This is a genomic window from Streptomyces sp. NPDC050287 (genome assembly GCF_044459385.1).
Lineage (GTDB): Bacteria > Actinomycetota > Actinomycetes > Streptomycetales > Streptomycetaceae > Streptomyces.
The window spans coordinates 93486-117717 of record NZ_JBITIY010000015.1; the positions used below are offsets into that span (position 1 = coordinate 93486).

Here is a 24232-nt window from a genome sequence, read left to right on the forward strand (position 1 = left end):
GGCGCGTTCCCCCGTTCTGGGGAAGCGTCGGGCCCGCCGGTACCGGGCTCACCCTAAAGCTGCGACTCTGCCCTCATGGTGCAATGCGAACAATTCACCACTCCCGTAGACGCGGTCATCGCCCGTATGCGCGCGCTCGACGCGGCCCTGCCGGCCGGGGACGGTGTCGCGGTCTTCAACCGCGTCTACCTCGCGGTCACCGAGGCCGTCGACCAGCGCGTCGACAGCGGGCGGTTCGACGACGCGCGGGCCGCGATCACGCTGGACGTACGGTTCGCGGAGCGCTACCTCGCCGCCGTCGAGACGGTGACCCACGGGCGGCGCCCGCCCGCCTGCTGGCGTCCCCTGTTCCAGATGCGCCGCCATCCCGGCGTACGACCGCTGCAGTTCGCCCTCGCGGGCATCAACGCGCACATCGGCCACGACCTCGCGCTCGCCGTCGTGGACACCTGTCGTACGCTCGACTGCGAACCCGCCGAGGTGGAGGACGAGTACGACCACGTGGGCGATCTCCTCGTGTCGCTGGAGGAGCGCATCCGCGAAGAGCTGATGCCGGGCCCCGACCTCCTTCAGATCGCCGATCCGCTCACTCATCTGCTCGGCGCGTGGAGCCTGGAACGGGCCCGGGACGCCACCTGGACCGCGGCCCGGGCCCTGTGGGCGCTGCGCGGACTGCCCGACGTCGCCGGGGAGTTCACCGAGCGGCTGGACGCGGCGGTGGGGCTGGCGGGGCGCATGCTGCTCACTCCGCTGCCGGACCGGTGAGAACAGGACCGGGCCCGGTGCCGTGACAGGCCCTAGTCCTCCGGGAGTTCGACCGGCGCGATCTCGTCGTACACGTCCCCCGGGCCCGGGTTGGTCGGGTCGGTCGTCCCGCCGAAGTGGTGCATGACGCCCCACACCGCGTTCAGCGCGGTCTGCACGGCGCCCTCGGCCCAGCCGGCCGTCCACGAGATGTCGTCGCCGGCGAGGAAGATCCCCCGCTTGTCCTCGGGCAGCCGGTCCTGCATGAAGTGGGTGAACAGGCGCCGCTGGTAGCGGTAGTGGCCGGGCAGGTTGGCCTTGAACGCGCCCATGAAGTACGGCTCGTTCTCCCAGGAGACGGTCACCGGGCTGCCGATGATGTGCTTGCGGATGTCGACCTTCGGATAGATCTCGCCGAGCGACTTCAGCATGACCTCCATCCGCTCGTTCGCGGACAGCGGCAGCCACTTCAGGCTGTCGTCGCACCAGGTGTAGGAGAGGCAGATGACGGCGGGCCGGTCCGGGCCGTCGTCGAGGAGGTAGGTCCCGCGTGTCATGCGGTCGGTGAGCGTCATCGACATGACGTCCCGCCCGGTCGGATTTCCCCTGTCGTCGACGGCCTTGTCCAGCCAGAAAGGCCGGTCCACGGGGACGAAGAGCTTGGAGCTCTCCATGTAGTGGGTCCGCTCGATCGCGGTCCAGTGGTCGATCGGGAAGAGCGAGTCGTCGCACGCGATCTTGGAGAGCAGCATCCAGGACTGGGCGGTGAAGACGGCCGCCCGGTAGGTGCGGATGTCGCCGTCGGCGTCGGTCACGGTGATCCGGTTGCCGGCGGTACGGTGCAGGCGGGTGACGGCCGGGCGGGGTTCGCCGTTCGGGTGCAGGCTCGCGAGGGAGGTGCCGTACGGCCAGTGCACGATCTTCTCCGGCTCGCGTTCCCAGAGCCTGAGCGGGAGTTGCTGGGAGCCTCCGACGATGCCGCGGTGGTGGTCGTCGGCCTCGGTGTAGACGACGCGGAGGATCTCCAGGATGGAGTTGGGGAAGTCGGTGTCCCAGCCGCCGGTGCCGAATCCGACCTGGCCGAAGATCTCGCGGTGCCGGAAGGACCGGAAGGCCTCGGAGTCGCAGAGGAAGCCGTAGAAGGTCTGGTTGTCGAGCTTCTCGACGAGCCTGGCCCAGATCTCCCGGATGCGCGGCACGTCACGCTCGCGCATGGCCTGGTTCATGTCGGAGAAGTCGGCTCCCTCTTCGAGGCACTTGTTCCAGGCCGCGGCGACGTCCCGGTAGACCTGCGGCAGGTCGTCGATCGTCTCGGCGTAGTGCGACTCGCCCTTGAGGTCGACGACGGTCGAAGGGGTCACCTCGGCAAGGGGGTTGGGGAAGGGACGGGTCGTGAGGCCCACCAGGTCGATGTAGTGCTGCAGGGCCGTGGAGGACGGCGGGAAACGCATCGCGCCCATCTCGGCGGTGAGGGACGGGTCGCACCCCTCGAAGCCGACGGTCCGCAGGCGCCCACCGATCCGGTCGGCCTCGTACACGACGGGCTTGAGACCCATCTTCATCAGCTCGTAGGCGGCCACGATGCCGGACAGGCCACCGCCGATGACCGCGACCTCGGTGCCGTGCTCGGTCGCCGGTATCTGGCCGAGGCCCGCCGGGTGGGCGAGGAAGTCGTCGTAGGCGTACGGGAAGTCCGGGCCGAACATGGTGATCGGCGGCTGCTGCTCGTCAGCGTGCTCGACGGCGTTGGGCACGGTGGACGTCATGGGGTACGGACTCCTTGCACGAAACGAACTCGGGGGATGACCAGGGGGTTCAGATCAGGGACCCGTAGAGGCCGGGACGCCGGTCCCGCAGATACGGGTTCGCCTCGCGGGAGGCGGCGAGGAAGGCGGGGTCGACGTCCGCGAGCAGCAGTTCGTCGCCGCGGCCGGCCCGGGTACGGGCGACCCCGTCGGGTCCGGCGAGCGCGGAGAGGCCGACGAACTCGAACTCCCCTTCCTGGCCGACCCGGTTGACGTAGGCGACGTACATCTGGTTCTCGAAGGCGCGCACCGGGATCATCGACTCGGCGACGAACTGGAAGGGGTGCATCTGCGCGGTCGGCACCAGGAGGAGATCGGTGCCGGCGAGGGCGTGGGCGCGGACGTTCTCCGGGAACTCGACGTCGTAGCAGATCATGAGCCCGACGGTCAGACCGCCCAGCTGCGCCTGGACGACCGGCTGCTCCCCCGGCGTGAAGTGCTCGCGTTCGAAGCAGCCGAAGAGGTGGGTCTTGCGGTAGTTGGCGAGGCGGGTGCCGTCGGCGGAGATCAGCTGGGCGGAGTTGTACACCGTCTCGCCGGCCCGCTCGGGGTAGCCGTAGGCGACGGCCAGGCCGTGCCGGCCGGCGAGCTCGGCGATCGCGTCCGCCGAGTCGCCGTCGGCGGGCTCGGCGAGGCGGGCGATGTCGTCGCCGATCGCGTACCCGGTGAGGAACATCTCCGGCGCGGCCAGCAGCCCGGCGCCCGCGGCGGCGGCCCGGCCCGCGGCCTCGTCGAGAACCTTGAGGTTCGCGGCGATCGAGCCGGGGCGGCCGGAGCTCTGGAGCAGGGCGGTGCGCATGCGTGTTCCTCACCGGGACGGGGGGGCGGAAGGTGGTTGAGGGGGCCACCTAGACGGTACGGGCGGCGGGCTCGGGCGGACAAGAAGCAGCCGTTGCGCGCCGGTGGGCGGTTCGTTGCGTGCACGTCGGCAACGGCGGCGATTCGTTGCGCGCGACCGGGGCGCCGTAGGCCGCGGGGTACGGCGTACGTCAGCCGCGACGCTGTCGCACCCCCGGCCTCCCTCCTCTCCGCGCCCCGCGAATCATCGACCGCCGTCCTCCCGCCCGGCCCCCCTCGCCCCGGCCGCACCCCTCGCCACCGCCACCGCCGTCACCAGATACGGCACAGCGAACACCGCGAACACGGTGCCGTGCGTCGCGCCCTCCGCGAGGCCCGCGTACCCGGCGTACACCGCAACCGTCGCCAACTCCGTGCCCAGGCTCGCGACCGAGGTCAGGGTGGCGCGGCCGGTGTCCTCGATGTGGTGCTGGAGGCGGACGTCGGCCAGGACGGTCGCGAGTTGGAAGCCGCCGAAGGCGAGGGCCACGAGGACCAGTCCGGCCGGTGTCCGCGTTCCCGCGCCGACGGCCAGGGCGAGCGCGGCGACCGCGAGGACGCGGGCGAGGCCGCGGCTGCCGAGGCGTTCGGCCGGGCCGGCCAGCAGGCTTCCGGCCGTGGCGCCCGTCCAGATCAGCAGAAGCACATAGGGGACCAGCTCGTCCCGGACACCGGTGTCCCGGACCAGCAGCGGGGTGTACTCGTCGAGCGCGCCCCACACGGCACCGATGGCCGGGACGAGCAGCAGGGCCCGGCGCAGCGACCGGTCGGTGCGGGCCGCGGCGAGTCCGTCCCGCAGGGTCGCGGCCCAGCTGTCACCGTCGGTTCCGGGCGCCCGGTGTTCCGGGAACCGGGTCGCGGCGAGCGCGGTGAGCAGGCAGGCCAGGATGCTCGCGGCGCCGACGGCCGGGTAGCCGCCGAGCGCGAACACCGGCCCGGCGGCGCCCATCGCCGCCATCACGGCCAGCATCCCCGCCGCCCGGGCCCGGCCCATGACCCGGGCGTACCGGTCGGCCGCGCCGAGCCTGACCAACTCCTCGTACACGAGGGCCTCCAGCGCACCCGAGCCGAGTGCCCCGCGTACGCCCCACAGGACGAAGCCGGCCGCGAAGGCCCAGTACGAGGGGACCAGCACCCACAGGGCGAAGCCCACGGCGGTGAGCAGCGGGCCGAGCCACAGCAGCAGCCGGCGCGAGACGGCGTCGGCCCAGGCGCCGGAGGGCACCTCCAACAGGACACCGGTGAGGGACCACAGGGCGAACAGCGAGGACATCTGCCACACGGACAGACCGGTGTCGGCGAACAGCAGCGCGTACACCGGGTACAGCAGGACGAAGTCGTCCAGGAACGCGTAGCCGTACAGCGTGGCCGTGAGCCGCCGGACACCGGTGTCGGGCACACGCGCGGATGAGAGTGTCATGAGGCCTTCCCGCAGGGACGAATCGGACGCCGGGGGTACGGCGTCCGAGGCGGCCCTCGGGAGGCGCGGCTGCTGGATCAATGTCGCCAGGTCATGGTGCCCATGCTAGTGCCGTGGCAGGCAACGTTCGCCCTGATGACGGCTACGCTTCCGGCGTGACCGATGAGAAGGACACTGGGACCGGCTCGATCTGGCGCGGGGCGTCGGACCTGGTGCGGTCCACCGTTGTGCTGCAACTCGTCGGCCTCGCTTTCTGCGGGGTTGTCGCCCTGGTGGCGTGGCCGTTCGGATGGCTGCCCGACTCCCATTTCATCGCCGTCATGACCGCTCTGTTCGCGGGGAAGCCTGCGGGCGATCTGTACCGCGAAGGGCCACCGCGTCGGCTCGCTGCCGCTGCCGCCCTGCTCGCGTTGACGACGGTGGGGCTGCTCGTTGCCGCGACAGCGGACTGGGCCTTTCCGGTGGTGGCTGATCACCACCTTGGTTTCCTCGCGGGCTTCCTTGTCGGGCCACCCATTGGCGCGGCCGTGTTCGCTTGGTTCCACAACAGGGCGAACCTTGCCTGATGCGGCACTGGACAGGTCCGGCCCCGCCGCCCGGAGTCCACGGCACCAGCACCAGCACCAGCACCAGCACCAGCACCAGCACCAGCACCAGCACCAGCACCAGCAGCGTCACCGCAACGGGCCGTGACCGGGTGGCGGCTGATGACACCGAGGCGGTGACGCGTGCGTCAGCAGGGAGCGCAGCCACTGCGGGGTGACGCCCTCCAGGCCGGACAGGACGGTCCGGCCGGGGGCGGGCTCGATCGGCGCGAGCGAGGGTACCGCGAGCACCGCGCACCCGGCGGCCTCGGCGGAGGCGACCCCGGTCCAGGTGTCCTCGACGGCCACACACGCCGCCGGGGTGACGCCGAGAGCGCGGCAGGCGGCGAGGTAGGGGTCGGGGGCGGGCTTGGTGTGCTCGGTGTCGTCGGCGGTGACGGAGACCGCGAAGCGGCTCGCGCCGAGGGCGTCGAGGACCCGGTCGGCGACGGCCCGCGGAGACGCGGTGACCAGGGCCGTCGGCACGCCCTCGCGGGCCAGGGCGTCGAGCAGGTCCAGCGCGCCGGGGCGCGGCACGATGCCGGTGCGCACCCGGTCGGCGAACTCCCGGTGGAGCGCGCGGGCCAGGTCCGCGGCCGAGGTGCCGGTGGCCGCGGCCAGCCAGCCAGCGGTGTGCTCGACGGGACGGCCGAGGACCTCCGGCTGGTCCGCCTCGGTCAGCGCCCGGCCGGCCAGGCGTTCCACCGCCTCCCACCACAGCCGCTCGGTGTCGACGAGCGTGCCGTCCATGTCGAACAGGACGGCCTGGAGCGGGAGACGGGTCACGGTTGTTGTCCTCTTTCCTGTTCCTGTGCGGGGGATCAGCTTTCCCATGTGGGGGTATCAGCGGGTTCGTTCGGCCACCAGCACGGGCCGCTGTGGCAGCGACACGCTCACGGCGGCCCCCGCGACGAGTGCGGCGGCCTCGTGCGTGGGCAGGTCGGCCTTCACCTCGGTGCCGTCGGCGAGGCGTACGGTGACGCGGATGGCGGCGCCCAGGAACGCGGTGGCGACCACCCGTGCGCTCCCAGAGTCGTCCGCTCGTACTCCCATCGCCTCCGGCCGCACCAGCACGTCCACGTCGGACGCCTCGGACACCTCGGGCGCCTGGCCGTCGACCGGCAGCCGCTGCCCCAGCACCTCGACGCCGCCCTGGACGAGCCGACCCGGAATCCGGCTCATCGTGCCCACGAACTCGGCGACGAAGGCGGTGGCGGGACGCCCGTACAACTCGGCCGGAGCGGCGCACTGTTCGAGTCGCCCGGCATGCATCACGGCGACCTGGTCCGCCATGGACAGCGCCTCCTCCTGGTCGTGGGTCACGAACAGGGTGGTGATGCCGAGCTCCCGCTGGAGCCGCCGGATCTCCTCGCGCAGCGTCAGCCGCACCTTGGCGTCCAGCGCCGACAGCGGTTCGTCCAGCAGCAGCACGCGCGGGCGCAGGGCGAGGGCCCGGGCCAGCGCGACGCGCTGCTGCTGGCCGCCGGAGAGCTGGTGCGGGAAGCTCCTGCCCTTGTCGGCGAGGCCGACAAGCTCCAGCAACTCGGCGGCCCGCGCCCGCCGACCGGCCGTGCGGACCTTGCGCATGCGCAGCCCGAACGCGACGTTGTCGAGCGCGTCGAGATGCGGGAAGAGGCTGTACGACTGGAAGACCATCCCGGCGTCGCGCCGGTGCGCGGGGACACGGGTGACGTCCTCGCCGTCGACCAGTACCTCGCCGGAGTCGGGGTGTTCGAACCCGGCGAGCATGCGCAGCGCGGTCGTCTTGCCGCAGCCGGACGGGCCGAGCAGGGCGAGGAGCTCACCGGGGCGGGCGGTCAGGTCGAGTCCGTCGAGGGCGACGGTCGGCCCGAACTCCCTGCGCAGGCCCCGGAATTCAACGGTCGCCGCCGTGTCGGGTGTGGTCACGGTCATGGGTTCATCCCCGGGAGGTAGTACGGGTACGTCCGCCGAAGCCGGCGAGGGTGAGAAGCAGCACCCAGGTCACGAGCAGGCTGAGCACGGACACGGCGACGGACAGCTGGGCCTGCGAGCCGCTGATGTTCACGATCCACACCGCGAACGGCTGGAAGCCGAGCAGCTGGGCCACGGTGAACTCGCCGAGGACCAGGGCCAGCGTGAGGAACGACGCGTTGAGCAGCGCGCCGCGCAGGTTGGGCAGCACGGCCCGGACGAGGGCCTGCGGCCAGCCGGCCCCGCAGCTGCGGGCGGCCTCGACGAGGGTGCGTACGTCGACCGAGCGCAGTCCCGCGTCCAGGGCCCGGTACACGAACGGCAGGGCCATCACGACGTACGCCAGGACGAGGACGAACGGGAAGTCCGGGTTCTGGATCGCCACGAAGGTCTGGAACAGCGGCGTGCGGGAGAGGTGTTCGGGCCCCCACTTCAGCACCGTCCCGATCCCGGCGACGAACGCGATCGGCGGCACCACCAGCGGCAGCGAGCAGACCACTTCGACCATCGGCCGCAGCCGGGGCGCGCCGAGCCGCAGGGCCACCATGGCGGGCACCATCAGCAGCAGGACGAGGGCGATGGTGGCGGCGGCCAGTTCCAGCGAGAGGAGCAGGCTGGAGGTGAAGCCGCCGGTCGAGAAGATCCTCGTGTAGGCGTCGAGGTCGATGCCCTGCCCGGGCACGTCGACGGTGAAGACCACGGACGCGGCCAGCGGGACCAGGAAGTACAGGCCGGCGAGGCCGAACACGCCCCACCGCCACAGGGTCAGGCGAGCCATCGCGCGCTCCGTCGTTGCAGGGGCAGGTAGACGGCCATCACCAGGCCCGCGACCAGCACCATGTCGAGGCTGAGGGCGAGCGCCACGTTCTCCTGCCCGACGAGCACATTGCCGGAGAGGGCGTCGGCGATCTGGAGGGTGACCAGCGGAATGGAGCTGCCGACCATCGCGGCGGCGGTGGCGTACGCGGCGAAGGCGCTGCCGAACAGCAGCACGAGGCCGCCGAGCAGCGAGGGCAGCAGGACGGGCAGGGCGACGTGCCGCCAGTACTGCACGGACGTGGCGCCGTTGTTCTGCGCGGCCTCACGCCACTGCGAGCGCAGGCCGTCCAGGGCGGGGGTGATGGTGAGGACCATCAGCGGGATCAGGAAGTACAGGTAGACGATCACCAGGCCCCAGAAGCTGTAGAGGTCCCAGCCCTTGTCCGTGAGGCCCAGGTGCCGGGTCAGCACACCGGCGTTGCCGAGCGTGGCGACGAAGGCGAAGGCCAGCGGGACGCCACCGAAGTTGGCGAGGACCCCGGAGGCGGTGAGCACGGCCTCGCGCAGCGCGCGGAACCGGGAGGTCACGACGGCCTGGGCGAGGGGCAGTCCGGCCACGGCGGCGATCGAGGCCGACACGGCGGACAGTTTCACGCTGCCGAGCAGAGCCGTCAGATACGCGCCCCGCAGCGAGGCGGTCAGGTTGTCGACGGTGTACGAACCGGCGCCCGTGGCCGGGTCCTTGGCGGTGAACGCGCCGTCGAGCATGGCCAGGGCGGGCACCCCGAAGGCGACCGCGGTGAAGACGAGCAGCGGGACGACGGCGAGCCAGCCGAGCGGACGGCGCCGCCGCTTCACCGCGGCGGCGGTCGCCGTGTCGACCCGTGGGAGTGTCGCCGTCATCCGGAGACGGCCTTCGCCCAGCCCTGCCCGAGGACCGTCTTGGCCTGATCCTGCTGGGCCTCGGTCGGGAAGGAGGGGCTTTTGGAGACCTCGGGCAGCTTGGCGGCGGCCGTCTTGTCGAGAGTGCCGGCCTTCTCCATGGCGGTCATCAGGGCCGGGCGGGCGTATCCCTTGAGCCACAGGTTCTGGCCGTCGGCGCTGAAGAGGTACTCCTGCCACAGGCGGGCGGCGGCCGGGTGCGGGGCGTCCTTGTTGACCGCCTGGGAGTAGTACTGCGAGAACTGGCCGTCGCTCGGCACCGACACCTTCCACTCGACGCCCTTGGACGTGAACTCGTCGGCGTACCCGGCGTTGAGGTAGTCCCAGTCGATGCTGATCGGCGTCTCGCCCTTCTCGACGGTCGCCGGAGTCGACTCGACGGGTGTGTAGTTGCCGCTCTTCTTCAGCTTCGCGAAGAAGTCGAGACCGGGCTGGATGTCGTCGAAGGAGCCGCCGTTCGCCAGCGCGGCAGCCCAGACCCCGCCGAAGGCCGAGCCGGACTTGGTGGGGTTGCCGTTGAGCGCGACCTGGCCCTTGTACTGCGGCTCGAGGAGATCCTTGAAGGTGGTGGGGCAGGCGGTGACCCGCTTCGCGTCGCACCCGATGGAGATATACCCGCCGTAGTCGTTGTACCAGCGTCCCCGCGGGTCCTTCTGCTGCGCCGGAATGTCGGCGAAGGCGGCCACCTTGTACGGCGCGAGCAGTCCCTGCTGGGCCGCGCTCAGCGCGAAGGAACTGCCGAGGTCGAGGACGTCCGGTGCCCGGCCCTGCCCCTTGCGGGACGTCACGGCGTTGATCTCGTCCTGGCTGGTGCCGTCCGGGTTCTCGACCGCGACCTTGATGCCGTACTTCTTCTGGAAACCGTCGATGAGGGCGCCGTAGTTGGCCCAGTCCCGGGGCAGCGCGATGGCGTTCAGCGTGCCCTCCTTCTTCGCCGCCTTGACGAGCGCGGCGAGCCCGCCGAAGTCGGCGAGGGAGGTGGCGGTGGCGGCGCTCTTGCCGTCGGCGGTGGCCGAGGCGTTGTCAGGGGCGGCGCCGCAGGCGCTCAGGGCGAGCGCGGCGACAGCGGCGAGGGCGCCGCCGCGGACGGCTGTTCTCGGCAGGGACACGGTCACGGCTTCTCCAGGGGACGCGCGAGGGTGCGGGAAACGGAAGGGAGGAACGAACGGTGGGAAGGGGCGGAGGGAACGAACGACCGAACAGCGATAACTTGTCTGAACAAGTTGGCCTCAGTAGGACCGTCTCCGGTGTCCTGCTCGTAAACACTGGCGAAACGCTGGCCCCTTCACTCCTGCACAGTTCCGAGGAGCCCAGGCACCCGTCGACTCTCGACTACGCTGGTCACGCTGTGCACAGGTGTCGACTCAAAGGGGAAGCATGGCGGCGCGACACGAGGAGATCGCCGACGGACTGCGCCGGGCGATCGACCGCGAGGAGTACGCGGTCGGCGCTCTGCTGCCCGGCGAGACGGACCTCGCGGCCCACTACGGCGTCTCCCGTGGCACGATCCGCCAGGCGATCGCGGCGCTCACCGCCGAGGGCCTGATCGGCTCCCGCCAGGGCGCCCGCCGGGTGGTGCTGGCCAGCCGCCGCAGCCAGAGCTTCGCCGAGCTGCGCAGCTTCGCCCAGTGGGCGCGCGCGATGGGCCGCGAGGCGACGGGGCGCGTGGTGGCGCAGGAGTACCGCCCGGCGACCACCGAGGACGCCGTACGCCTCCATCTGCGCGAGGGGACCCCGGTGTTGCACGTCCTGCGGGTGCGCGGACTGGACGGCGAGCCGGTGCTCCTGGAGCGGACCGTGTACGCCGACTGGGTCTCCCCCGCCGTCGAGCCGATCGAGCCGGACTGTCCCTCCGTGACGCAGCGCCTCCTCGACGACACCGGCCTCGTCTTCGCCTACGGTGAGCACGTGATCGACGCGGTGGCGGCGGGCGCCCGGGACGCCGAACTGCTCGGCATCCGCCGGACCAGCCCGCTGCTGCGGGTCCGCCGGGTGACCACGACCCGTGAAGGGCGTCCGGTGGAGTGGTCGGACGACCGCTACCGTCCGGACGCGGTGAGTTTCAGCGTGCACAACTCGATCGGCAACAACGCGCTTGCCCGGAAGACGGCCGACTGAAGGAGGCCCTCGTGGAGATCGCCGCCCTGCCCTACGTCGACGAACACGACACCGTCATCGCGGCCGACGCCGGCACCGTCTGGCGCGGCATCGGCGACGCCCTGGACCGCTCCGGTCTCGGGCCCGGCTACGCGCGCCTGGTGGGGTGCGCGGACCGAACGGCGTCCGGGCCCCGGCCGCCGGCCGAAGGCTCGACGATGCCCGGCTTCCGGGTGGCCTCCGCGGACCCGGGCCGGGAGTTGGTCCTGATCGGCCGCCACTACTTCTCGACGTACGCGCTGGTCTTCCGCCTCGACGGGGCGGGCCCGGGCCGGACGCGGCTGCGGGCCGAGACCCGAGCCAGGTTCCCCGGACCGGGCGGCGGGCTCTACCGGCTGCTGGTCATCTCCTCGGGCGGGCACGCCGTACTCACCGGGCGCCTGCTGTCGGCGATCCGTCGCCGGGCGGAGCAGGGGCGCGGGAGGTCAGGCCGGCGATCCGGACGAGAACCGGCGCAGGAGCGGTGACAGCACCAGCACCGACTTCGTGCGCTCCACGAACGGCTCCCCCGCGATCCGTTCCAGGACGCGTTCGAAGTGCCGCATGTCGGAGGCGAAGACCTGGACGACCGCGTCCGCGTCGCCGGTGACCGTCGACGCCGCCACCACCTCCTGGTAGCGCTCCAGACCGCGCTGGATGGTCTCCGGAGAGGTGTTGCGACGGCAGTAGATCTCGACGAACCCCTCGGTCTCCCAGCCGAGGGCCGCCGGATCCACCCGTACGGTGAAGCCGGTGATGGCCCCGGTGGCGCGCAGCCGGTCCACGCGCCGTTTCACGGCAGGCGCGGACAGGCCGACGAGGTGCCCGATGTCCGCGTAGGAGCGGCGGGCGTCCTCGGCGAGGGCGTGCACGATGCGTTCGTCGAGTTCGTTCAGCACAGTGGGTGGATCACTTCTCGGATGGTGCGGGGTGCGGTGTGGTGCCGCTGTTGCCGGTGGCGCCTGTGGTGCCGGTGGTGCCGGTGGTGCCGGTGGTGCCGGTGGTGCCGGTGGTGCGAGTCGGGGTCGGCGATGGCCGTACCCGAAGTAGAACACGAGCCCGACGGCCATCCAGCCCCGGCAGACCACCCAGGTGACGGCGGACAGGCTGCCGGTGCTGGTGGCGTCGGCGAGCCGGCCCAGTGGAACGGCGGCGGCCGGCACACCGCAGAACAGGGACACCATCAGCATGGTGGTCCCGCGGCGGCCCGGAAGACGGTGGTCTCCACGCGTCCGCCGGGGCCCGGGCTCTCGAACGGCCCCTGTCGTCACCGACGGAAGCAACAGGGGCCGTACGCAAAGGGAGTTGAGGCGTCAGCTCCAGCTGGCGTGCAGGGGCTGGCCCTCGGCGTAGCCGGCCGCGCTCTGGATGCCGACGACGGCCTTCTCGGCGAACTCCTCCAAGGAGCCGGCGCCGGCGTAGGTGCAGGACGAGCGGACGCCCGCGATGATCGCGTCGATCAGATCCTCGACGCCCGGGCGTTCCGGGTCGAGGAACATCCGGGAGGTGGAGATGCCCTCCTCGAACAGCGCCTTGCGGGCGCGGTCGTACGCCGACTCCTCCGACGTCCGGTTGGCCACGGCCCGCGCGGAGGCCATGCCGAAGGACTCCTTGTAGGCGCGCCCCTGGGCGTCGTGCTGGAGGTCGCCCGGGGACTCGTAGGTGCCCGCGAACCAGGACCCGATCATCACGTTGGACGCGCCGGCCGCGAGCGCCATGGCGACGTCGCGCGGGTGCCGGACACCGCCGTCGGCCCACACGTGCTTGCCGTACCGCTTCGCCTCGGCGGCGCACTCCATGACCGCCGAGAACTGGGGCCTGCCGACGCCGGTCATCATGCGGGTCGTGCACATCGCGCCCGGTCCGACACCGACCTTGATGATGTCCGCGCCCGCCTCGACCAGGTCGCGCACGCCTTCCGCGGCGACGATGTTGCCCGCCGCGATCGGCACCCGCGGGTCGAGGTCGCGCACCAGCTTGATCGCGCTGATCATCGACTCCTGGTGGCCGTGGGCCGTGTCGATGACGAGCGTGTCGACGCCAGCGTCCAGCAGCTGCTTCGCCTTGCCCGCGACATCGCCGTTGATGCCGACGGCGGCGGCGATCCGCAGCCGCCCGTTCGCGTCGACGGCCGGCGTGTAGAGCGTGGCGCGCAGGGCGCCCTTGCGGGTGAGGATGCCCGCGAGACGGCCGTCCTTGTCGACGGCGGGCGCGTAGCGGCGGTTGGCATGGTCCAGGCGGTTGAAGGCCTCGCGGGGGTCGATGTCCGCGTCGAGCAGCAGCAGGTCCTTGGACATGACCACTTCGAGCTGGGTGAACCGGTCCACACCGGTCAGGTCCCGGTCGGTGACCACACCGATGGGCCGCTGCTCCTCGTCGACGACCACGCCGGCGTTGTGCGCTCGCTTCGGCAGCAGGGACAGCGCGTCGGCCACGGTCTGGTGCGGTGCCAGCACGATGGGGGTGTCCAGGACGTGGTGGCGGCTCTTCACCCAGGTGACGACCTCGGTGACGACCTCGATCGGGATGTCCTGCGGGATGACGACCAGTCCGCCGCGCCGGGCCACCGTCTCCGCCATGCGGCGCCCGGCGATCGCGGTCATGTTGGCGACGACCAGTGGGATCGTGGTGCCCGTGCCGTCCGGGGAGCTGAGGTCCACGTCCTGCCGAGAACCGACGGCGCTGCGGCTGGGGACCATGAACACGTCGTCGTACGTCAGGTCGTACGGGGGCTGGATGTCATTGAGGAAACGCACGTGCTGCACATCCCAGTCGATCAGAGGTGGCCCCCGGACAGGTCAGCCAGGGGGAAGAGCACGTACTTCATTGTCCCATGCCGACCGGAATCCGATCCCCGGGCGAAACATCCAGGCTGGTCAGAGGGGCCTTGGGAGGAACGTCCAGGCGCCGGGGGGAGCGACGAGCCGACGCGTCCCGGCCGCGGACCGGTTGCCGGCCGGTCGACGGACCCGGTGCCGACCGGCAGTGGACCCGGTGCCGACCAGCCACGGCCCCGGTGCCGACCGGTTGCCCGCCGAACCGTGACGGGGGCGGCCATGACCGGCCGCCCCCGCCCGGCGGCCCGTCAGATACCGTCCGGATCGGCCCGGTTGAGCGCCGGCTTCGGCGTCGACCCCGCCGTCATCAGGTAGTCCGCCGCCGACGTGTCCGTCACCAGGCTGGTGACGAGCCCCGACCGCAGCACCGCGTCGATCGCCGCCGCCTTCCGCTGTCCGCCCGCGATCGCGACGACCTCGGGGATACGGCGCAGCTGGTCGGCCTTGACCGTGATGCACCGCTCGCCCAGGTCCCGCCCCACCCGGCGGCCCTCGGCGTCGAAGAGGTGCGCGGACATCTCGGCGGCGACGCCGAGCGAGGCGTAGTGCGAGCGCTCCTCGTCGCTGAGCATGTCGTGCACCGTGGAGATGCCCGGCTCCCAGGAGCCGATGGAGACACAGGCGACCGTGACCTTGTCGAAGTACTCGAAGGCGCGGGCGATCCCGGTCTGGTGGCGCAGCGCCTGCGCGGTGGCCACGTCCGGCAGCAGCATCGGCGCGTAGATGGGGTGGGCGTCGCCGCCGGACACCTGGGCGGCACGGCGCACGGCCTCGACGGAGCCGCGTTCGGCGGTCCCGGCGTCGTACACACCCGTCAGCTGCACCACCGTGCAGGGCGGCAGCCGGTCCAGCGCCGCGGCCATGTGGATGGTGGACCTGCCCCAGGCCAGGCCGAGCACATCACCTTCGTTCAGGAGTTCGCCGAGCAGGTCGGCGGCCACTTCCCCCAGGTTCTCGGGGTCGGGCGTCTCCTCGGCGTCGGCCGGGGACTCGACCACGACGGCGTGCCTGAGGCCGTAACGGGCGCGCAGCGCGTCGGAGCGCTCCGCGTCCAGTTCGGCCGGCACCCGGATCTCGATCCGTACGAGATCCCGTTCGAGAGCGGTCTCCAGGACCCGGGCCACCTTGAAGCGGCTGACGCCGAACTCCTCGGCGATCTGGATCTTGGACTTGCCCTCGAGGTAGAAGCGGCGGGCCATGGCCGCCGCCTGCACCAGCTCAGCGGGTCCCATCCGCATGGCTGACCGGCCCGCCGACATACCCGACACGGCGATCTCCTCACTGCTGTTCACATTCTGGATTCGCCGTTCATCCTTGCAGATCCGGCGCTCTTGATCAGCCCTGATGGGAGCCGTTCAACTTCCCTTGGTTCAGTGGTCGCACGCCCAGCTCGCCCTGGCGCTCGCCCCCTCGGCTTGGGTGCGCAATGCACGTACCGCCTCGGCCGGGTCGGACGCCCCGTAAACCGCCGATCCCGCCACGAACACGTCCGCGCCGGCGTCCGCGCACCGCTCGATCGTCGAGGCCGAAACTCCGCCGTCCACCTGGAGCCACAGCTCCAGACCGTGCTTGCTGATCAGTTCTCGGGTGCGGCGGATCTTCGGGAGCATGATGTCGAGGAACGCCTGTCCACCGAAGCCCGGCTCCACCGTCATGATCAGCAGCATGTCGAGCTCGGGGAGCAGATCCTCGTACGGCTCGATCGGCGTCGCCGGCTTCAGTGCCATGGCGGAGCGGGCGCCCTTGGCGCGGATCTCACGGGCGAGCCGGACCGGGGCGGCGGCCGCCTCGACGTGGAAGGTGACGGACGAGGCCCCCGCCTCCACGTACTGAGGCGCCCAGCGATCAGGGGCATCGATCATCAGATGGCAGTCCAGCGGCGTGTCCGTCGCACGGGCCAGCGACTCCACGACCGGCACACCGAGCGTGAGGTTCGGGACGAAATGGTTGTCCATGACGTCTACGTGGAGCCAGTCGGCTCCTTCCACCGCCCTCGCCTCGTCCGCGAGGCGGGCGAAGTCGGCGGACAGAATGCTGGGATTGATCTGCACGGCCATGACCCAAGCCTCCCATGCCCGGGCGCGAATGTTCTCGCCGGTCCAGACCTAAGCCGTTCATCGGATGTTGTGCGGGGTCCGTGCGTGCCATGCTCGGCGGCCGTTTCGGTCGGCACAGGGCCGCGGGGGTGGCCGCGACCGAGATCCAGGAGAACCGGCAAGGGCAGCGGGGCATCACGCACCAGGAGTGCGGGCGGCGTGCCCGGTGGGTCGCGCCGGTGCTGTGGCTGGTGGCGAAGTTCGTGGCCGCGCCCTTCGCCCAGTGACTCGCCGACGCCCACGGCAACGACGCGGCCTCCTGACTGCACCGCTCCCCCGAGTCCACTCAAGTCCCGTAGATATCCAAAGACTTCGGATCTCCGAGGGCTTCAGGACGGTGCGGATCCCCGTGGTCGTCGTCCGCGCCCGCGACGGCGGTCTGACGGCTCAGGACCGGACGCGGATCACGGAGGACCTGGCCGGCTCAAGCAGCTGACGGACCACGGCATCCGCGACGCGGAGCCCCGGCGCCCGGTGCCGCGCGGGCGCGATGACGGGCCGGCGGCGACGGCGCGGTCATCGCCTCCGTCGGCCGCCTGGTGTGGTGGCCACACCGGCCGACTTGGGAGGTCAGCGGGCCCCCGCGCTGCCCGGGGCGGAGCGGGTCAGCCAGTCCTCCGGATGAGCGCCAGATACATGGCATCGGTCCCGTGCCGATGCGGCCACAGCTGTACGTCGGGACCGTCGCCCAGATCCGGTACGCCGGGCAACAGTGGCCGTGCGTCGAGGAGTTCGGCCTCGGGCCGCTGCTTGAGCACGTCGTCGACGACGGCCCGCGTCTCGGCCAGGTGCGGGGAGCAGGTGGCGTAGCCGACGACCCCGCCGACCCGCACGGAGTCGAGGGCGGTGCGCAGCAGCCCGCGCTGCAGCGGCGCGAAACCGTCCAGGTCCTCGGGCCGCCTGCGCCACCGCGCCTCGGGCCGCCGCCGCAGGGCGCCGAGCCCGGTGCAGGGCACGTCCATCAGCACCCGGTCGAAGGAGCCGGCCCGCCACGGCGGCCGCGTCCCGTCGGCGGCGATGACCTGGTACGGCCCCGGGTTCCCGGCCAGGGCCTTGGCGACCAGCCCGGCCCGGTGCGGCTGCTTCTCGGAGGCGAGCAGGAAGGCTCCGCGCTCGGCGGCGAGGGCGGCCAGCAGCGCGGCCTTGCCGCCCGGTCCGGCACACCCGTCGAGCCACTTCTCGTCCGGGCCGTCGAGCGGCGCGTTGGCGAGCGCCAGCGCCACGAGCTGGCTGCCCTCGTCCTGCACCCCGGCCCGGCCCTCCCGCACGGCCTCCACGGCACCCGGCTCGCCGCCCTCGCTCAGCCGCACGGCGTACGGCGACCAGCGCCCCGGTACGGCGGCCTCCTCCCGGAGCAGTTCCTCGGCCGTGGACCGACCCGGCCTGGCCACCAGGGTCACCTCGGGCCGCTCGTTGTCGGCCTCCAGCAGCTCCTCGATCGCGGCCCGCCCGCCGCCGAGGGAGTCCCACAGCGCGGAGACGACCCAGCGGGGGTGCGAGTGCACGACGGCGAGGTGCTCCTCGGGATCGTCGTCGTAGGGCGGGGCGACCTTCTCGATCCACCCCGCGAGATCGTCCTGCGCGACCTTCCGCAGCACGGCGTTGACGAACTTGGCCCGCCCGTCACCGAGCACGACCCGGGCCAGCTCGACGGAGGCGGACACGGCGGCGTGTGTCGGGATCCGCGTCCCGAGCAGCTGGTGCACACCGAGGCTGAGCACGTCGAGCACCGGCGGGTCGACCTCACGCAGCGGCCGGTCCACACAGGCGGCGATGACGGCGTCGTACGTCCCCTGCCGCCGCAGCGTCCCGTACACCAGCTCGGTGGCCAGGGCCGCGTCCCGTCCGCCGAACTTGTCGGGCCCCTCCTTCTCCCGCGCCTTGCGCAGCAGCGGCGGCAGAACGAGGTTGGCGTACGCGTCCCGCTCGTCCACGGCCCGCAGCGCCTCGAAGGCGAGGATACGGACGGGATCCTTCTGGGGCCGGCGGTAGGGCTTGGCGGGTTTACGGGGCCGACGGGGCTGGTCGCTCACGAAAAGGTGCTCCGGATTTCAGGAGGGGATACGCACCAAGCGTAAGTCCGCCGACCACCGAGTCACCCGTCGAGGGTGTGCGCGACCGTCATGCGAGGAGGTGTACACAACCGTCCTGCGCCAAGGGTCTCGCCCGTCCACTCGGCTACCACCGCGGGTCTCGCCCGTCCGTTCGGCTACCACCGCGGGTCTCGCCCGCCGCTCAGCCTCCGAGGATCTCGCCCTCGCCGATGCGTACGCCCCGCGCCCAGTCGGCGGCCTTCATCGGCTTCTTGCCCTGGGCCTGCACCCACAGCAGCTCGACGGCGCAGGACCCCGTGCCGACGTGCACGTCGTTCTTGCCGACGGCCGGCGTGCCGGGAGCGAGGTCCGTCCGCTCGGGCACGGGCCGTACCTGGACGAGTTTGAGCCGCTCACCGCGGAACGTGGTCCAGGCGCCGGGAGCCGGGGTGCACCCGCGCACCACCCGGTCCACCCGCAGCGCGGGCTCACTCCACTTCACCTGAGCGTCCTCGACAGTGATCTTCGGGGCGACGGTGATGCCCTCGGCCGGCTGCGGTACGGCCTTCAGCGAGCCGTCCTCGATCCCGTCCATGGTCGCCCCCAGCAGCCCCGCACCGGCGAAGGCGAGCCGTGTCAGCAGGTCACCGCTGGTGTCGGTGGACCGGATGGTCTCGGTCACCGTCCCGTAGACGGGCCCGGAGTCGAGCCCCTCCTCGATCAGGAAGGTGGAGGCCCCGGTGATCTCGTCGCCCGCCATGATGGCGTGCTGCACGGGAGCGGCCCCGCGCCAGGCGGGCAGCAGCGAGAAGTGCAGGTTGACCCAGCCGTGGGTGGGGATGTCGAGGGCGACCCTGGGCAGCAGGGCACCGTACGCGACGACGGGACAGCAGTCCGGGGCGATCTCCCGGAGCCGCTCCAGGAACTCCGGATCCCGGGGCTTCGCGGGCTTCAGCACCTCGATCCCGGCCTCCTCGGCCCGCTCGGCGACGGGAGAGGCGACCAGCCTCCGCCCCCGCCCGGCCGGCGCGTCGGGCCGCGTGACGACAGCGGCCACCTCATGCCGCCCGGATTCCAGCAGAGCGTCCAGAGCGGGAACGGCGACCTCGGGGGTACCGGCGAAGACAAGCTTCATGGGTGGGTGCGGGCCTCTCGGACGGGATGGGCGGCGGGCAACGCACAAGTCTATGACGACGGGGGGCGAGGCCCGCGCACGACTGGAGGCGAGGCCGACGCACAACCTGCGGGGGTCCGAGCACGACTTGAAGGAGGGGCCCGAGCACGACTTGAGGCGGGGCCCGCGCACGACCTGAGGGGCCCGCGCACGAATGGAGGGGGCCCGCGCACGAATGGAGGCGGGCCTTCGGCGGCGAGAACCAGACCTGCGTACGCCTGAAAGCACGGATGACCGGGCCTATGTCCGCGGCTGGAAAACCGCCGATGTCGGGCCCCCGGGAGAGTCCCACATCTTGCCCCGTGGCAACGGGTGGTGCGCGGGTGGAAGAACCTCCGAGGCAGTAGGCCGAGGCGCAAACCCCCACCAGGGGCGTACAGATAAACCCACACGCCCCCGATGCGTGACCTGCGGAGCGAATCCGCGTTGGTCAAGAAAGAGTTGACCACAACGGGCCGCCCGCACGCGGCCCCATCCTTTTCAACGCCGGTTCGAGAGGCTTGTTCATGGCCGACCACGCAACCCACGACGCCCAGGCTCGGGCCAGCCTGCACTTGCTGGTGCGGGACATCGAGCGGGTCCGCCGGCAGGTGGACGCACTGCGCACCCTCACCGCCCAGTTGGGCAACGTCTACCGCCCGCGCCGCTCCGGCCCCTCCACGGGCTTCGTCGTCTACGGACGCGCCCCCGCCCCCACGGTCCGTCTCGCCCAGGAACTGCGGGACAGTGTCGAGACCCTGGTGACGGCCGCGGTGGACTTCGACCGTTCACTCGGCTTCTCGTGGGACGCGGTGGGCTCCGCCCTCGGGGTCACCAAGCAGGCGGTACATCGCCGTTACGGTGCCCGACGCGCCGCGGCCCAGGCGGCCGCCGAGACCGAGCGGGCCACCGAACCCACGACTTCCCGCACCGTCAACGTGGGCACCGGCATCCCGGCCGTACCGACGGTCCCCGCCGCCCGCTCCATGCCGACCCAGCCGACGGCGGGCAGCCCGTCCCTGCGCGAAGAGGCCAGGCCCGCGACCACCTTCCCGGCCCCCCGCAACGGCTGACGGCTGTCCCACTCCCCCTCTTCTGCCCTCCCGGCACATCCGGGAGGGCAGCCGCATGTGAGCACCGACCCAGCAGCCGCAGGTGCCGGGACCTCTTCCCTTGGAAGCAGTGGGCTTCGGCACCCCCACATCCGGCATCGATCCAGACCCCGCCTCGCCTGCTGGCCGCACCCTCAGCCGATGTCCGGTGGATCGATCCGCACCCGAGCCGCCGCCTCCGTACCGCTACGCGCCATCCGCGCCGCCTGGGCCGCCTTCAGCGCGGACGCCAACGCCGCGCCGCTCCCCGGTGGCACCCGGATCAACGCCCGCTCCCAGTGCTCCCCGGGCGGCGGCGCTCCCGCCCGGCGCGGACGGCCCGCGGTCGTGACGGGTACCGGAACGGGGCCCAACACCTGGGCGTCCGGAGGCAGTTCCACGGCCCGCAGAAACTCCGCGACCGTCTCCGCGGCCCCCGACACGGCCGCCATCCGCGACACCGGCGGGAATCCCAGCTCGGCCCGCTCGGCGAGCTCCCGCACCGCATGACCGACCGGGTCCCACCGCACCAGCGCCTGCACGGGCCGCAGCGTGGGCTCGGCGACGATCACGACGGTGCCTCCCTCGCCCTGGGGCCGTACCAGCGCCGCCGCCCCGGTCCACCGCCGCAGCGCGTCCTCACCGGCGCGCAGGTCGGGTCGTCCGAGCATGGCCCAGCCGTCCAGCAGCAGGGCGGCCGCGTAGCCGCCCTCGGCGACGGGTTCGGCCCCCGGCGTGCTCACCACCAGCGCGGGCGCCGCCGGTACGGTGTCCAGCACGTGCTCACGCCCCGACGTCCGTACCGGAACCGCCGGAAACGCCCGCCCCAGTTCCTCGGCGGTCCGCCGCGCCCCCACGATCTGTGCCCGCAGCCGGAACCCCCCGCACTGAGGACAGTGCCAGGCGTCGTCCTCACGCCCGCACCACTCGCAGCGCACATCGGCCCCGGAGTCCTGCGCCTGCAGGGGCCCGGAACAGTGCCGGCACCGCGCGGGCGCCCGGCAGGCGGCACAGGCCATCCGCGGCACATACCCCCGCCGAGGCACCTGCACGAGCACCGGCCCGTGCCGCAGCCCCTCCCTCGCTGCCTGCCAGGCCAGGGTCGGCAGACGCGCGGCCCGGGCCGCCTCGTCCCGCGCGAGGTCCCCGTCGCCCACGGTCCTGACCAGCGGCGCGGCGGCCCGCACCTGATCCCGTCCGGCGACCAGGGGCCGGGCCCACCCGCTCTCCACGAGCTGCGCGGCCTCCACGGTGCAGCTCCAACTCCCCAAAAGGAAACCGCACTTGTCCTGCGCGGCCCGCAGCAACAGCACCTCCCGCGCGTGCGGCTGCGGCGCGTGCTGCTCGCTGTGGCTGTCGTCCCCGTCCTCCCAGATCGCGACGAGCCCGAGGTTCTCCACCGGTGCGAACATGGCGGCCCGTGTCCCCACGACGGCCCGTACGCTCCCCCGCCGCACGGCCAGCCACTCGCGGTACCGCTTCTCTGGCCCGGCGTCGGCGGTGAGCACCGCATGCCGCCCCTCCCCCAGCAGGGTGGTCAGTGCGGCGTCGACCCGGGCGACCGCCCGCCCGTCCGGCAGCACGACCAGCGCGCCACGCCCGGAGGACAGCGCCGCCACGACGGCCCGCGCCAGTTCGTCACTCCAGTCGGGCCCGGGCAACGCGTTCCACACCGCACGCGGGGCGCCCCCGGCGGCCAGCGACTCCAGAAACGCGGGCCCGTGCTCGTACCTTCCCCAGGACCCCGGGCCGGGCGCGGCGGGCGGTGGCAGCGGAGCGGGCGAGGGCCGCTGCTCGGCCCGTGCGTTGCGCGGCGGCACCGCCAGCTGGAGCACATCGGCAAGGCTCCCGGCGTACCGATCGGCGACGGCCCGGGCCAGTCCCAGCAGCTCCTCGCTGAGCACAGGCTCGGGCGACACGACCTGCGCGAGCGCGGCCAGCGGCCCGGAGTAGTCGGACTCGGCGAGCCGCTCCACGAGAAACCCGTCGATCAGGCCCCCGCCTTCACGCCTCCCGTCCCGCACCCGATGCCGCCCGGCCCCGAACCGCACCCGCACCCGCACCCCGGGCTGCGCGTCGGCGTCGAGTTCGGCGGGCACCGCGTAGTCGAAGTACCGGTCGAGATGCAGCACACCCTTGTCGACGAGCACCCGCGCGACCGGCAACTCCTCCGCGAGCGACGCCCCGCGCCACGTCCGCGGCTTCGCGCGCGGCACCTGAGCCTTCCGCACGCTCTCCCGAATGAGCGCAAGCTGCTCGGGCGGCGCCCCCTCGGCCCCGCCGCCCGTCGACCCGTTCTCGCTGCTCACGCTTGCATTCTTACAAACCCCACTGACAACCGACGATGCCCACGATCCCCCCGGCGGCGGCACGAGCGCTGCCTTCGGCCCCTCGGCACAACACCCGAACCCGCCGTTGACGCCCGGCCCAGATCCTTCCGGAATCCTTCCCGGATCCTTCCGGCCCGAGCGAAGACATGCCGAGGCCCGGCTCCCCGAGGGGGAACCGGGCCTCGCGCCAATCCCGTGGGCCCTTCAGACCTACAGCCCCGCCGCCTTCCGCAGCGCCTCCACGCGGTCCGTCTTCTCCCACGTGAAGTCCGGCAGCTCACGGCCGAAGTGGCCGTACGCCGCGGTCTGGGCGTAGATCGGACGGAGCAGGTCGAGGTCGCGGATGATGGCGGCCGGGCGGAGGTCGAAGACCTCGTCGATCGCCTGCTCGATCTTGTCGGTGTCGATCTTGGCGGTGCCGAAGGTCTCCACGAAGAGACCGACCGGCTCGGCCTTGCCGATCGCGTACGCCACCTGGACCTCGCAGCGGGTGGCGAGACCCGCGGCGACGACGTTCTTGGCGACCCAGCGCATCGCGTACGCGGCACTGCGGTCCACCTTGGACGGGTCCTTGCCCGAGAAAGCGCCGCCGCCGTGGCGGGCCATGCCGCCGTACGTGTCGATGATGATCTTGCGGCCGGTCAGGCCGGCGTCGCCCATCGGGCCGCCGATCTCGAAGCGGCCGGTCGGGTTGACCAGCAGGCGGTAGTTCTCGGTGTCCAGCTTGATGCCCTCGTCGAGCAGCGCCTTCAGCTCCGGCTCCACCACGAACTCGCGGATGTCCGGGGCGAGCAGGGACTCCAGGTCGATGTCGGAGGCGTGCTGCGAGGAGACGACGACCGTGTCCAGGCGGACCGCCTTGTCGCCGTCGTACTCGATGGTGACCTGCGTCTTGCCGTCGGGGCGCAGGTAGGGGATCGTGCCGTTCTTGCGGACCTCGGACAGGCGGTTCGACAGCCGGTGCGCCAGGAAGATCGGCAGCGGCATCAGGGTGGGGGTCTCGTCGCAGGCATACCCGAACATCAGGCCCTGGTCACCCGCGCCCTGGCGGTCCAGCTCGTCCTCGTCGCCCTCGACCCGGGACTCGTAGGCGGTGTCGACGCCCTGGGCGATGTCCGGGGACTGCGCGCCGATGGACACCGAGACGCCGCAGGAGGCGCCGTCGAAGCCCTTCTTCGAGGAGTCGTAGCCGATCTCGAGGATCTTGTCGCGCACGAGCTGCGCGATGGGTGCGTAGGTCTTGGTGGTGACCTCACCGGCCACGTGGACCAAGCCGGTCGTGATCAGCGTCTCGACGGCGACCCGGGAGGTCGGGTCCTCCTTGAGAAGCGCGTCGAGGATGGTGTCGCTGATCTGATCAGCGATCTTGTCGGGGTGACCCTCGGTCACAGACTCCGAGGTGAACAGACGACGGGACACAACGCTCCCTGGGGTTGCAGCGGCTGCTGGCTGATCATTGGCGGACGGGACGGGGGCTGCGCCCGGCGTCGTCCGAGAACAGTTTATCGGTCG

General features: G+C 72.1%; 21 protein-coding genes and 1 pseudogene. 6 read left to right on the forward strand and 16 right to left on the reverse strand.

All coding sequences use genetic code 11. The features are described 5' to 3' along the window. The first annotated feature begins 75 nt into the window (after positions 1-75). Entirely contained in the window at positions 76-765 is a 690-nt protein-coding gene (locus ACIBK3_RS38160; protein ID WP_399372473.1) for a DUF5995 family protein, read from the forward strand. 32 nt (positions 766-797) lie between these two features. Here ACIBK3_RS38160 and ACIBK3_RS38165 read toward each other — a convergent pair whose 3' ends face one another. The 3 genes from ACIBK3_RS38165 to ACIBK3_RS38175 form a co-directional block, all read right to left on the reverse strand. Beyond that, positions 798-2510, reverse strand: a complete 1713-nt coding sequence (locus ACIBK3_RS38165) for a flavin monoamine oxidase family protein (RefSeq protein WP_399372474.1) — start codon at positions 2508-2510, stop codon at positions 798-800. A 49-nt stretch (positions 2511-2559) separates the two neighbouring features. Then, the gene (locus ACIBK3_RS38170) at positions 2560-3348 is read right to left on the reverse strand and encodes a carbon-nitrogen hydrolase family protein (RefSeq protein ID WP_399372476.1); all 789 of its coding nucleotides are present in this window, start codon (positions 3346-3348) and stop codon (positions 2560-2562) included. 243 nt (positions 3349-3591) lie between these two features. Further along, positions 3592-4806, reverse strand: coding sequence for an MFS transporter (locus tag ACIBK3_RS38175; protein ID WP_399372478.1), 1215 nt, complete (start codon positions 4804-4806; stop codon positions 3592-3594). 155 nt (positions 4807-4961) lie between these two features. Between ACIBK3_RS38175 and ACIBK3_RS38180 the strand changes: the two genes are divergently transcribed. Continuing rightward, on the forward strand, positions 4962-5372 hold the full coding sequence (locus ACIBK3_RS38180; protein ID WP_399372480.1) for a hypothetical protein: 411 nt from the start codon (positions 4962-4964) through the stop codon (positions 5370-5372). A gap of 162 nt (positions 5373-5534) precedes the next feature. Here ACIBK3_RS38180 and ACIBK3_RS38185 read toward each other — a convergent pair. The 5 genes and pseudogenes from ACIBK3_RS38185 to ACIBK3_RS38205 form a co-directional block, all read right to left on the reverse strand. Further along, a pseudogene (locus tag ACIBK3_RS38185) lies at positions 5535-6224 on the reverse strand (HAD family hydrolase); the annotation flags it as partial. Between the two features lie 9 nt (positions 6225-6233). Beyond that, entirely contained in the window at positions 6234-7304 is a 1071-nt protein-coding gene (locus ACIBK3_RS38190) for an ABC transporter ATP-binding protein (RefSeq protein WP_399372481.1), read from the reverse strand. A gap of 4 nt (positions 7305-7308) precedes the next feature. Next, complete coding sequence (locus ACIBK3_RS38195; protein ID WP_399372483.1) at positions 7309-8121, reverse strand: ABC transporter permease; 813 nt, start codon at positions 8119-8121, stop codon at positions 7309-7311. After that, complete coding sequence (locus tag ACIBK3_RS38200) at positions 8109-9005, reverse strand: ABC transporter permease (RefSeq protein ID WP_399372484.1); 897 nt, start codon at positions 9003-9005, stop codon at positions 8109-8111. The genes ACIBK3_RS38195 and ACIBK3_RS38200 overlap by 13 nt, the downstream gene beginning before the upstream one ends. Next, positions 9002-10159, reverse strand: a complete 1158-nt coding sequence (locus tag ACIBK3_RS38205) for an ABC transporter substrate-binding protein (RefSeq protein WP_399372485.1) — start codon at positions 10157-10159, stop codon at positions 9002-9004. The genes ACIBK3_RS38200 and ACIBK3_RS38205 overlap by 4 nt, the downstream gene beginning before the upstream one ends. Positions 10160-10421: 262 nt before the next feature. On the opposite strand from ACIBK3_RS38205, the gene ACIBK3_RS38210 reads away from it, so the two are divergent. Both ACIBK3_RS38210 and ACIBK3_RS38215 read left to right on the forward strand, forming a co-directional pair. Beyond that, positions 10422-11162: a GntR family transcriptional regulator gene (locus ACIBK3_RS38210; protein WP_399372486.1), complete on the forward strand. Its 741-nt coding sequence runs from the start codon at positions 10422-10424 to the stop codon at positions 11160-11162. An 11-nt stretch (positions 11163-11173) separates the two neighbouring features. Beyond that, entirely contained in the window at positions 11174-11668 is a 495-nt protein-coding gene (locus ACIBK3_RS38215) for a hypothetical protein (protein ID WP_399372487.1), read from the forward strand. Here the strand turns inward: ACIBK3_RS38215 and ACIBK3_RS38220 are convergent. The 4 genes from ACIBK3_RS38220 to rpe form a co-directional block, all read right to left on the reverse strand. Further along, positions 11627-12079, reverse strand: coding sequence for an Lrp/AsnC family transcriptional regulator (locus tag ACIBK3_RS38220; RefSeq protein ID WP_399372649.1), 453 nt, complete (start codon positions 12077-12079; stop codon positions 11627-11629). The two genes, ACIBK3_RS38215 and ACIBK3_RS38220, sit on opposite strands and share 42 nt — an antisense overlap. A gap of 414 nt (positions 12080-12493) precedes the next feature. Continuing rightward, positions 12494-13936 carry a GuaB1 family IMP dehydrogenase-related protein gene (locus tag ACIBK3_RS38225; RefSeq protein WP_399372650.1) on the reverse strand — a complete coding sequence of 481 codons (1443 nt, stop codon included), beginning with the start codon at positions 13934-13936 and terminating at the stop codon, positions 12494-12496. 329 nt (positions 13937-14265) lie between these two features. Then, complete coding sequence (locus ACIBK3_RS38230) at positions 14266-15309, reverse strand: sugar-binding transcriptional regulator (RefSeq protein ID WP_399372488.1); 1044 nt, start codon at positions 15307-15309, stop codon at positions 14266-14268. 78 nt (positions 15310-15387) lie between these two features. Continuing rightward, positions 15388-16074 carry a ribulose-phosphate 3-epimerase gene (gene rpe, locus ACIBK3_RS38235; RefSeq protein WP_399372490.1) on the reverse strand — a complete coding sequence of 229 codons (687 nt, stop codon included), beginning with the start codon at positions 16072-16074 and terminating at the stop codon, positions 15388-15390. Between the two features lie 80 nt (positions 16075-16154). On the opposite strand from rpe, the gene ACIBK3_RS38240 reads away from it, so the two are divergent. Further along, positions 16155-16340 carry a hypothetical protein gene (locus ACIBK3_RS38240; protein ID WP_399372491.1) on the forward strand — a complete coding sequence of 62 codons (186 nt, stop codon included), beginning with the start codon at positions 16155-16157 and terminating at the stop codon, positions 16338-16340. Between the two features lie 378 nt (positions 16341-16718). On the opposite strand, the gene ACIBK3_RS38245 is transcribed toward ACIBK3_RS38240, so the two are convergent. Next, positions 16719-18146 (reverse strand): RsmB/NOP family class I SAM-dependent RNA methyltransferase, encoded by a 1428-nt coding sequence (locus ACIBK3_RS38245; protein WP_399372493.1) that lies wholly within the window; start codon positions 18144-18146, stop codon positions 16719-16721. 202 nt (positions 18147-18348) lie between these two features. Continuing rightward, a complete protein-coding gene (gene fmt, locus ACIBK3_RS38250) occupies positions 18349-19281 on the reverse strand; it encodes a methionyl-tRNA formyltransferase (protein WP_399372494.1) in 933 nt (310 codons plus the stop codon). A 545-nt stretch (positions 19282-19826) separates the two neighbouring features. Between fmt and ACIBK3_RS38255 the strand changes: the two genes are divergently transcribed. Beyond that, positions 19827-20372 carry a hypothetical protein gene (locus tag ACIBK3_RS38255; RefSeq protein ID WP_399372496.1) on the forward strand — a complete coding sequence of 182 codons (546 nt, stop codon included), beginning with the start codon at positions 19827-19829 and terminating at the stop codon, positions 20370-20372. 173 nt (positions 20373-20545) lie between these two features. On the opposite strand, the gene ACIBK3_RS38260 is transcribed toward ACIBK3_RS38255, so the two are convergent. Both ACIBK3_RS38260 and metK read right to left on the reverse strand, forming a co-directional pair. Further along, positions 20546-22699 (reverse strand): primosomal protein N', encoded by a 2154-nt coding sequence (locus ACIBK3_RS38260; RefSeq protein ID WP_399372498.1) that lies wholly within the window; start codon positions 22697-22699, stop codon positions 20546-20548. A gap of 231 nt (positions 22700-22930) precedes the next feature. Beyond that, positions 22931-24139 (reverse strand): methionine adenosyltransferase, encoded by a 1209-nt coding sequence (gene metK, locus ACIBK3_RS38265; RefSeq protein ID WP_399372499.1) that lies wholly within the window; start codon positions 24137-24139, stop codon positions 22931-22933. Between the last annotated feature and the right edge of the window lie 93 nt (positions 24140-24232).

What these genes read in the sequence shown, in the direction of transcription:
- ACIBK3_RS38160 (WP_399372473.1), top strand. Translation starts at nt 76, where the DNA reads ATGGTGCAATGCGAACAATTCACCACTCCCGTAGACGCGGTCATCGCC.
- ACIBK3_RS38165 (WP_399372474.1), bottom strand. Translation starts at nt 2,510, where the DNA reads ATGACGTCCACCGTGCCCAACGCCGTCGAGCACGCTGACGAGCAGCAG.
- ACIBK3_RS38170 (WP_399372476.1), bottom strand. Translation starts at nt 3,348, where the DNA reads ATGCGCACCGCCCTGCTCCAGAGCTCCGGCCGCCCCGGCTCGATCGCC.
- ACIBK3_RS38175 (WP_399372478.1), bottom strand. Translation starts at nt 4,806, where the DNA reads ATGACACTCTCATCCGCGCGTGTGCCCGACACCGGTGTCCGGCGGCTC.
- ACIBK3_RS38190 (WP_399372481.1), bottom strand. Translation starts at nt 7,304, where the DNA reads ATGACCGTGACCACACCCGACACGGCGGCGACCGTTGAATTCCGGGGC.
- ACIBK3_RS38195 (WP_399372483.1), bottom strand. Translation starts at nt 8,121, where the DNA reads ATGGCTCGCCTGACCCTGTGGCGGTGGGGCGTGTTCGGCCTCGCCGGC.
- ACIBK3_RS38200 (WP_399372484.1), bottom strand. Translation starts at nt 9,005, where the DNA reads ATGACGGCGACACTCCCACGGGTCGACACGGCGACCGCCGCCGCGGTG.
- ACIBK3_RS38210 (WP_399372486.1), top strand. Translation starts at nt 10,422, where the DNA reads ATGGCGGCGCGACACGAGGAGATCGCCGACGGACTGCGCCGGGCGATC.
- rpe (WP_399372490.1), bottom strand. Translation starts at nt 16,074, where the DNA reads ATGGCCGTGCAGATCAATCCCAGCATTCTGTCCGCCGACTTCGCCCGC.
- fmt (WP_399372494.1), bottom strand. Translation starts at nt 19,281, where the DNA reads ATGAAGCTTGTCTTCGCCGGTACCCCCGAGGTCGCCGTTCCCGCTCTG.
- ACIBK3_RS38255 (WP_399372496.1), top strand. Translation starts at nt 19,827, where the DNA reads ATGGCCGACCACGCAACCCACGACGCCCAGGCTCGGGCCAGCCTGCAC.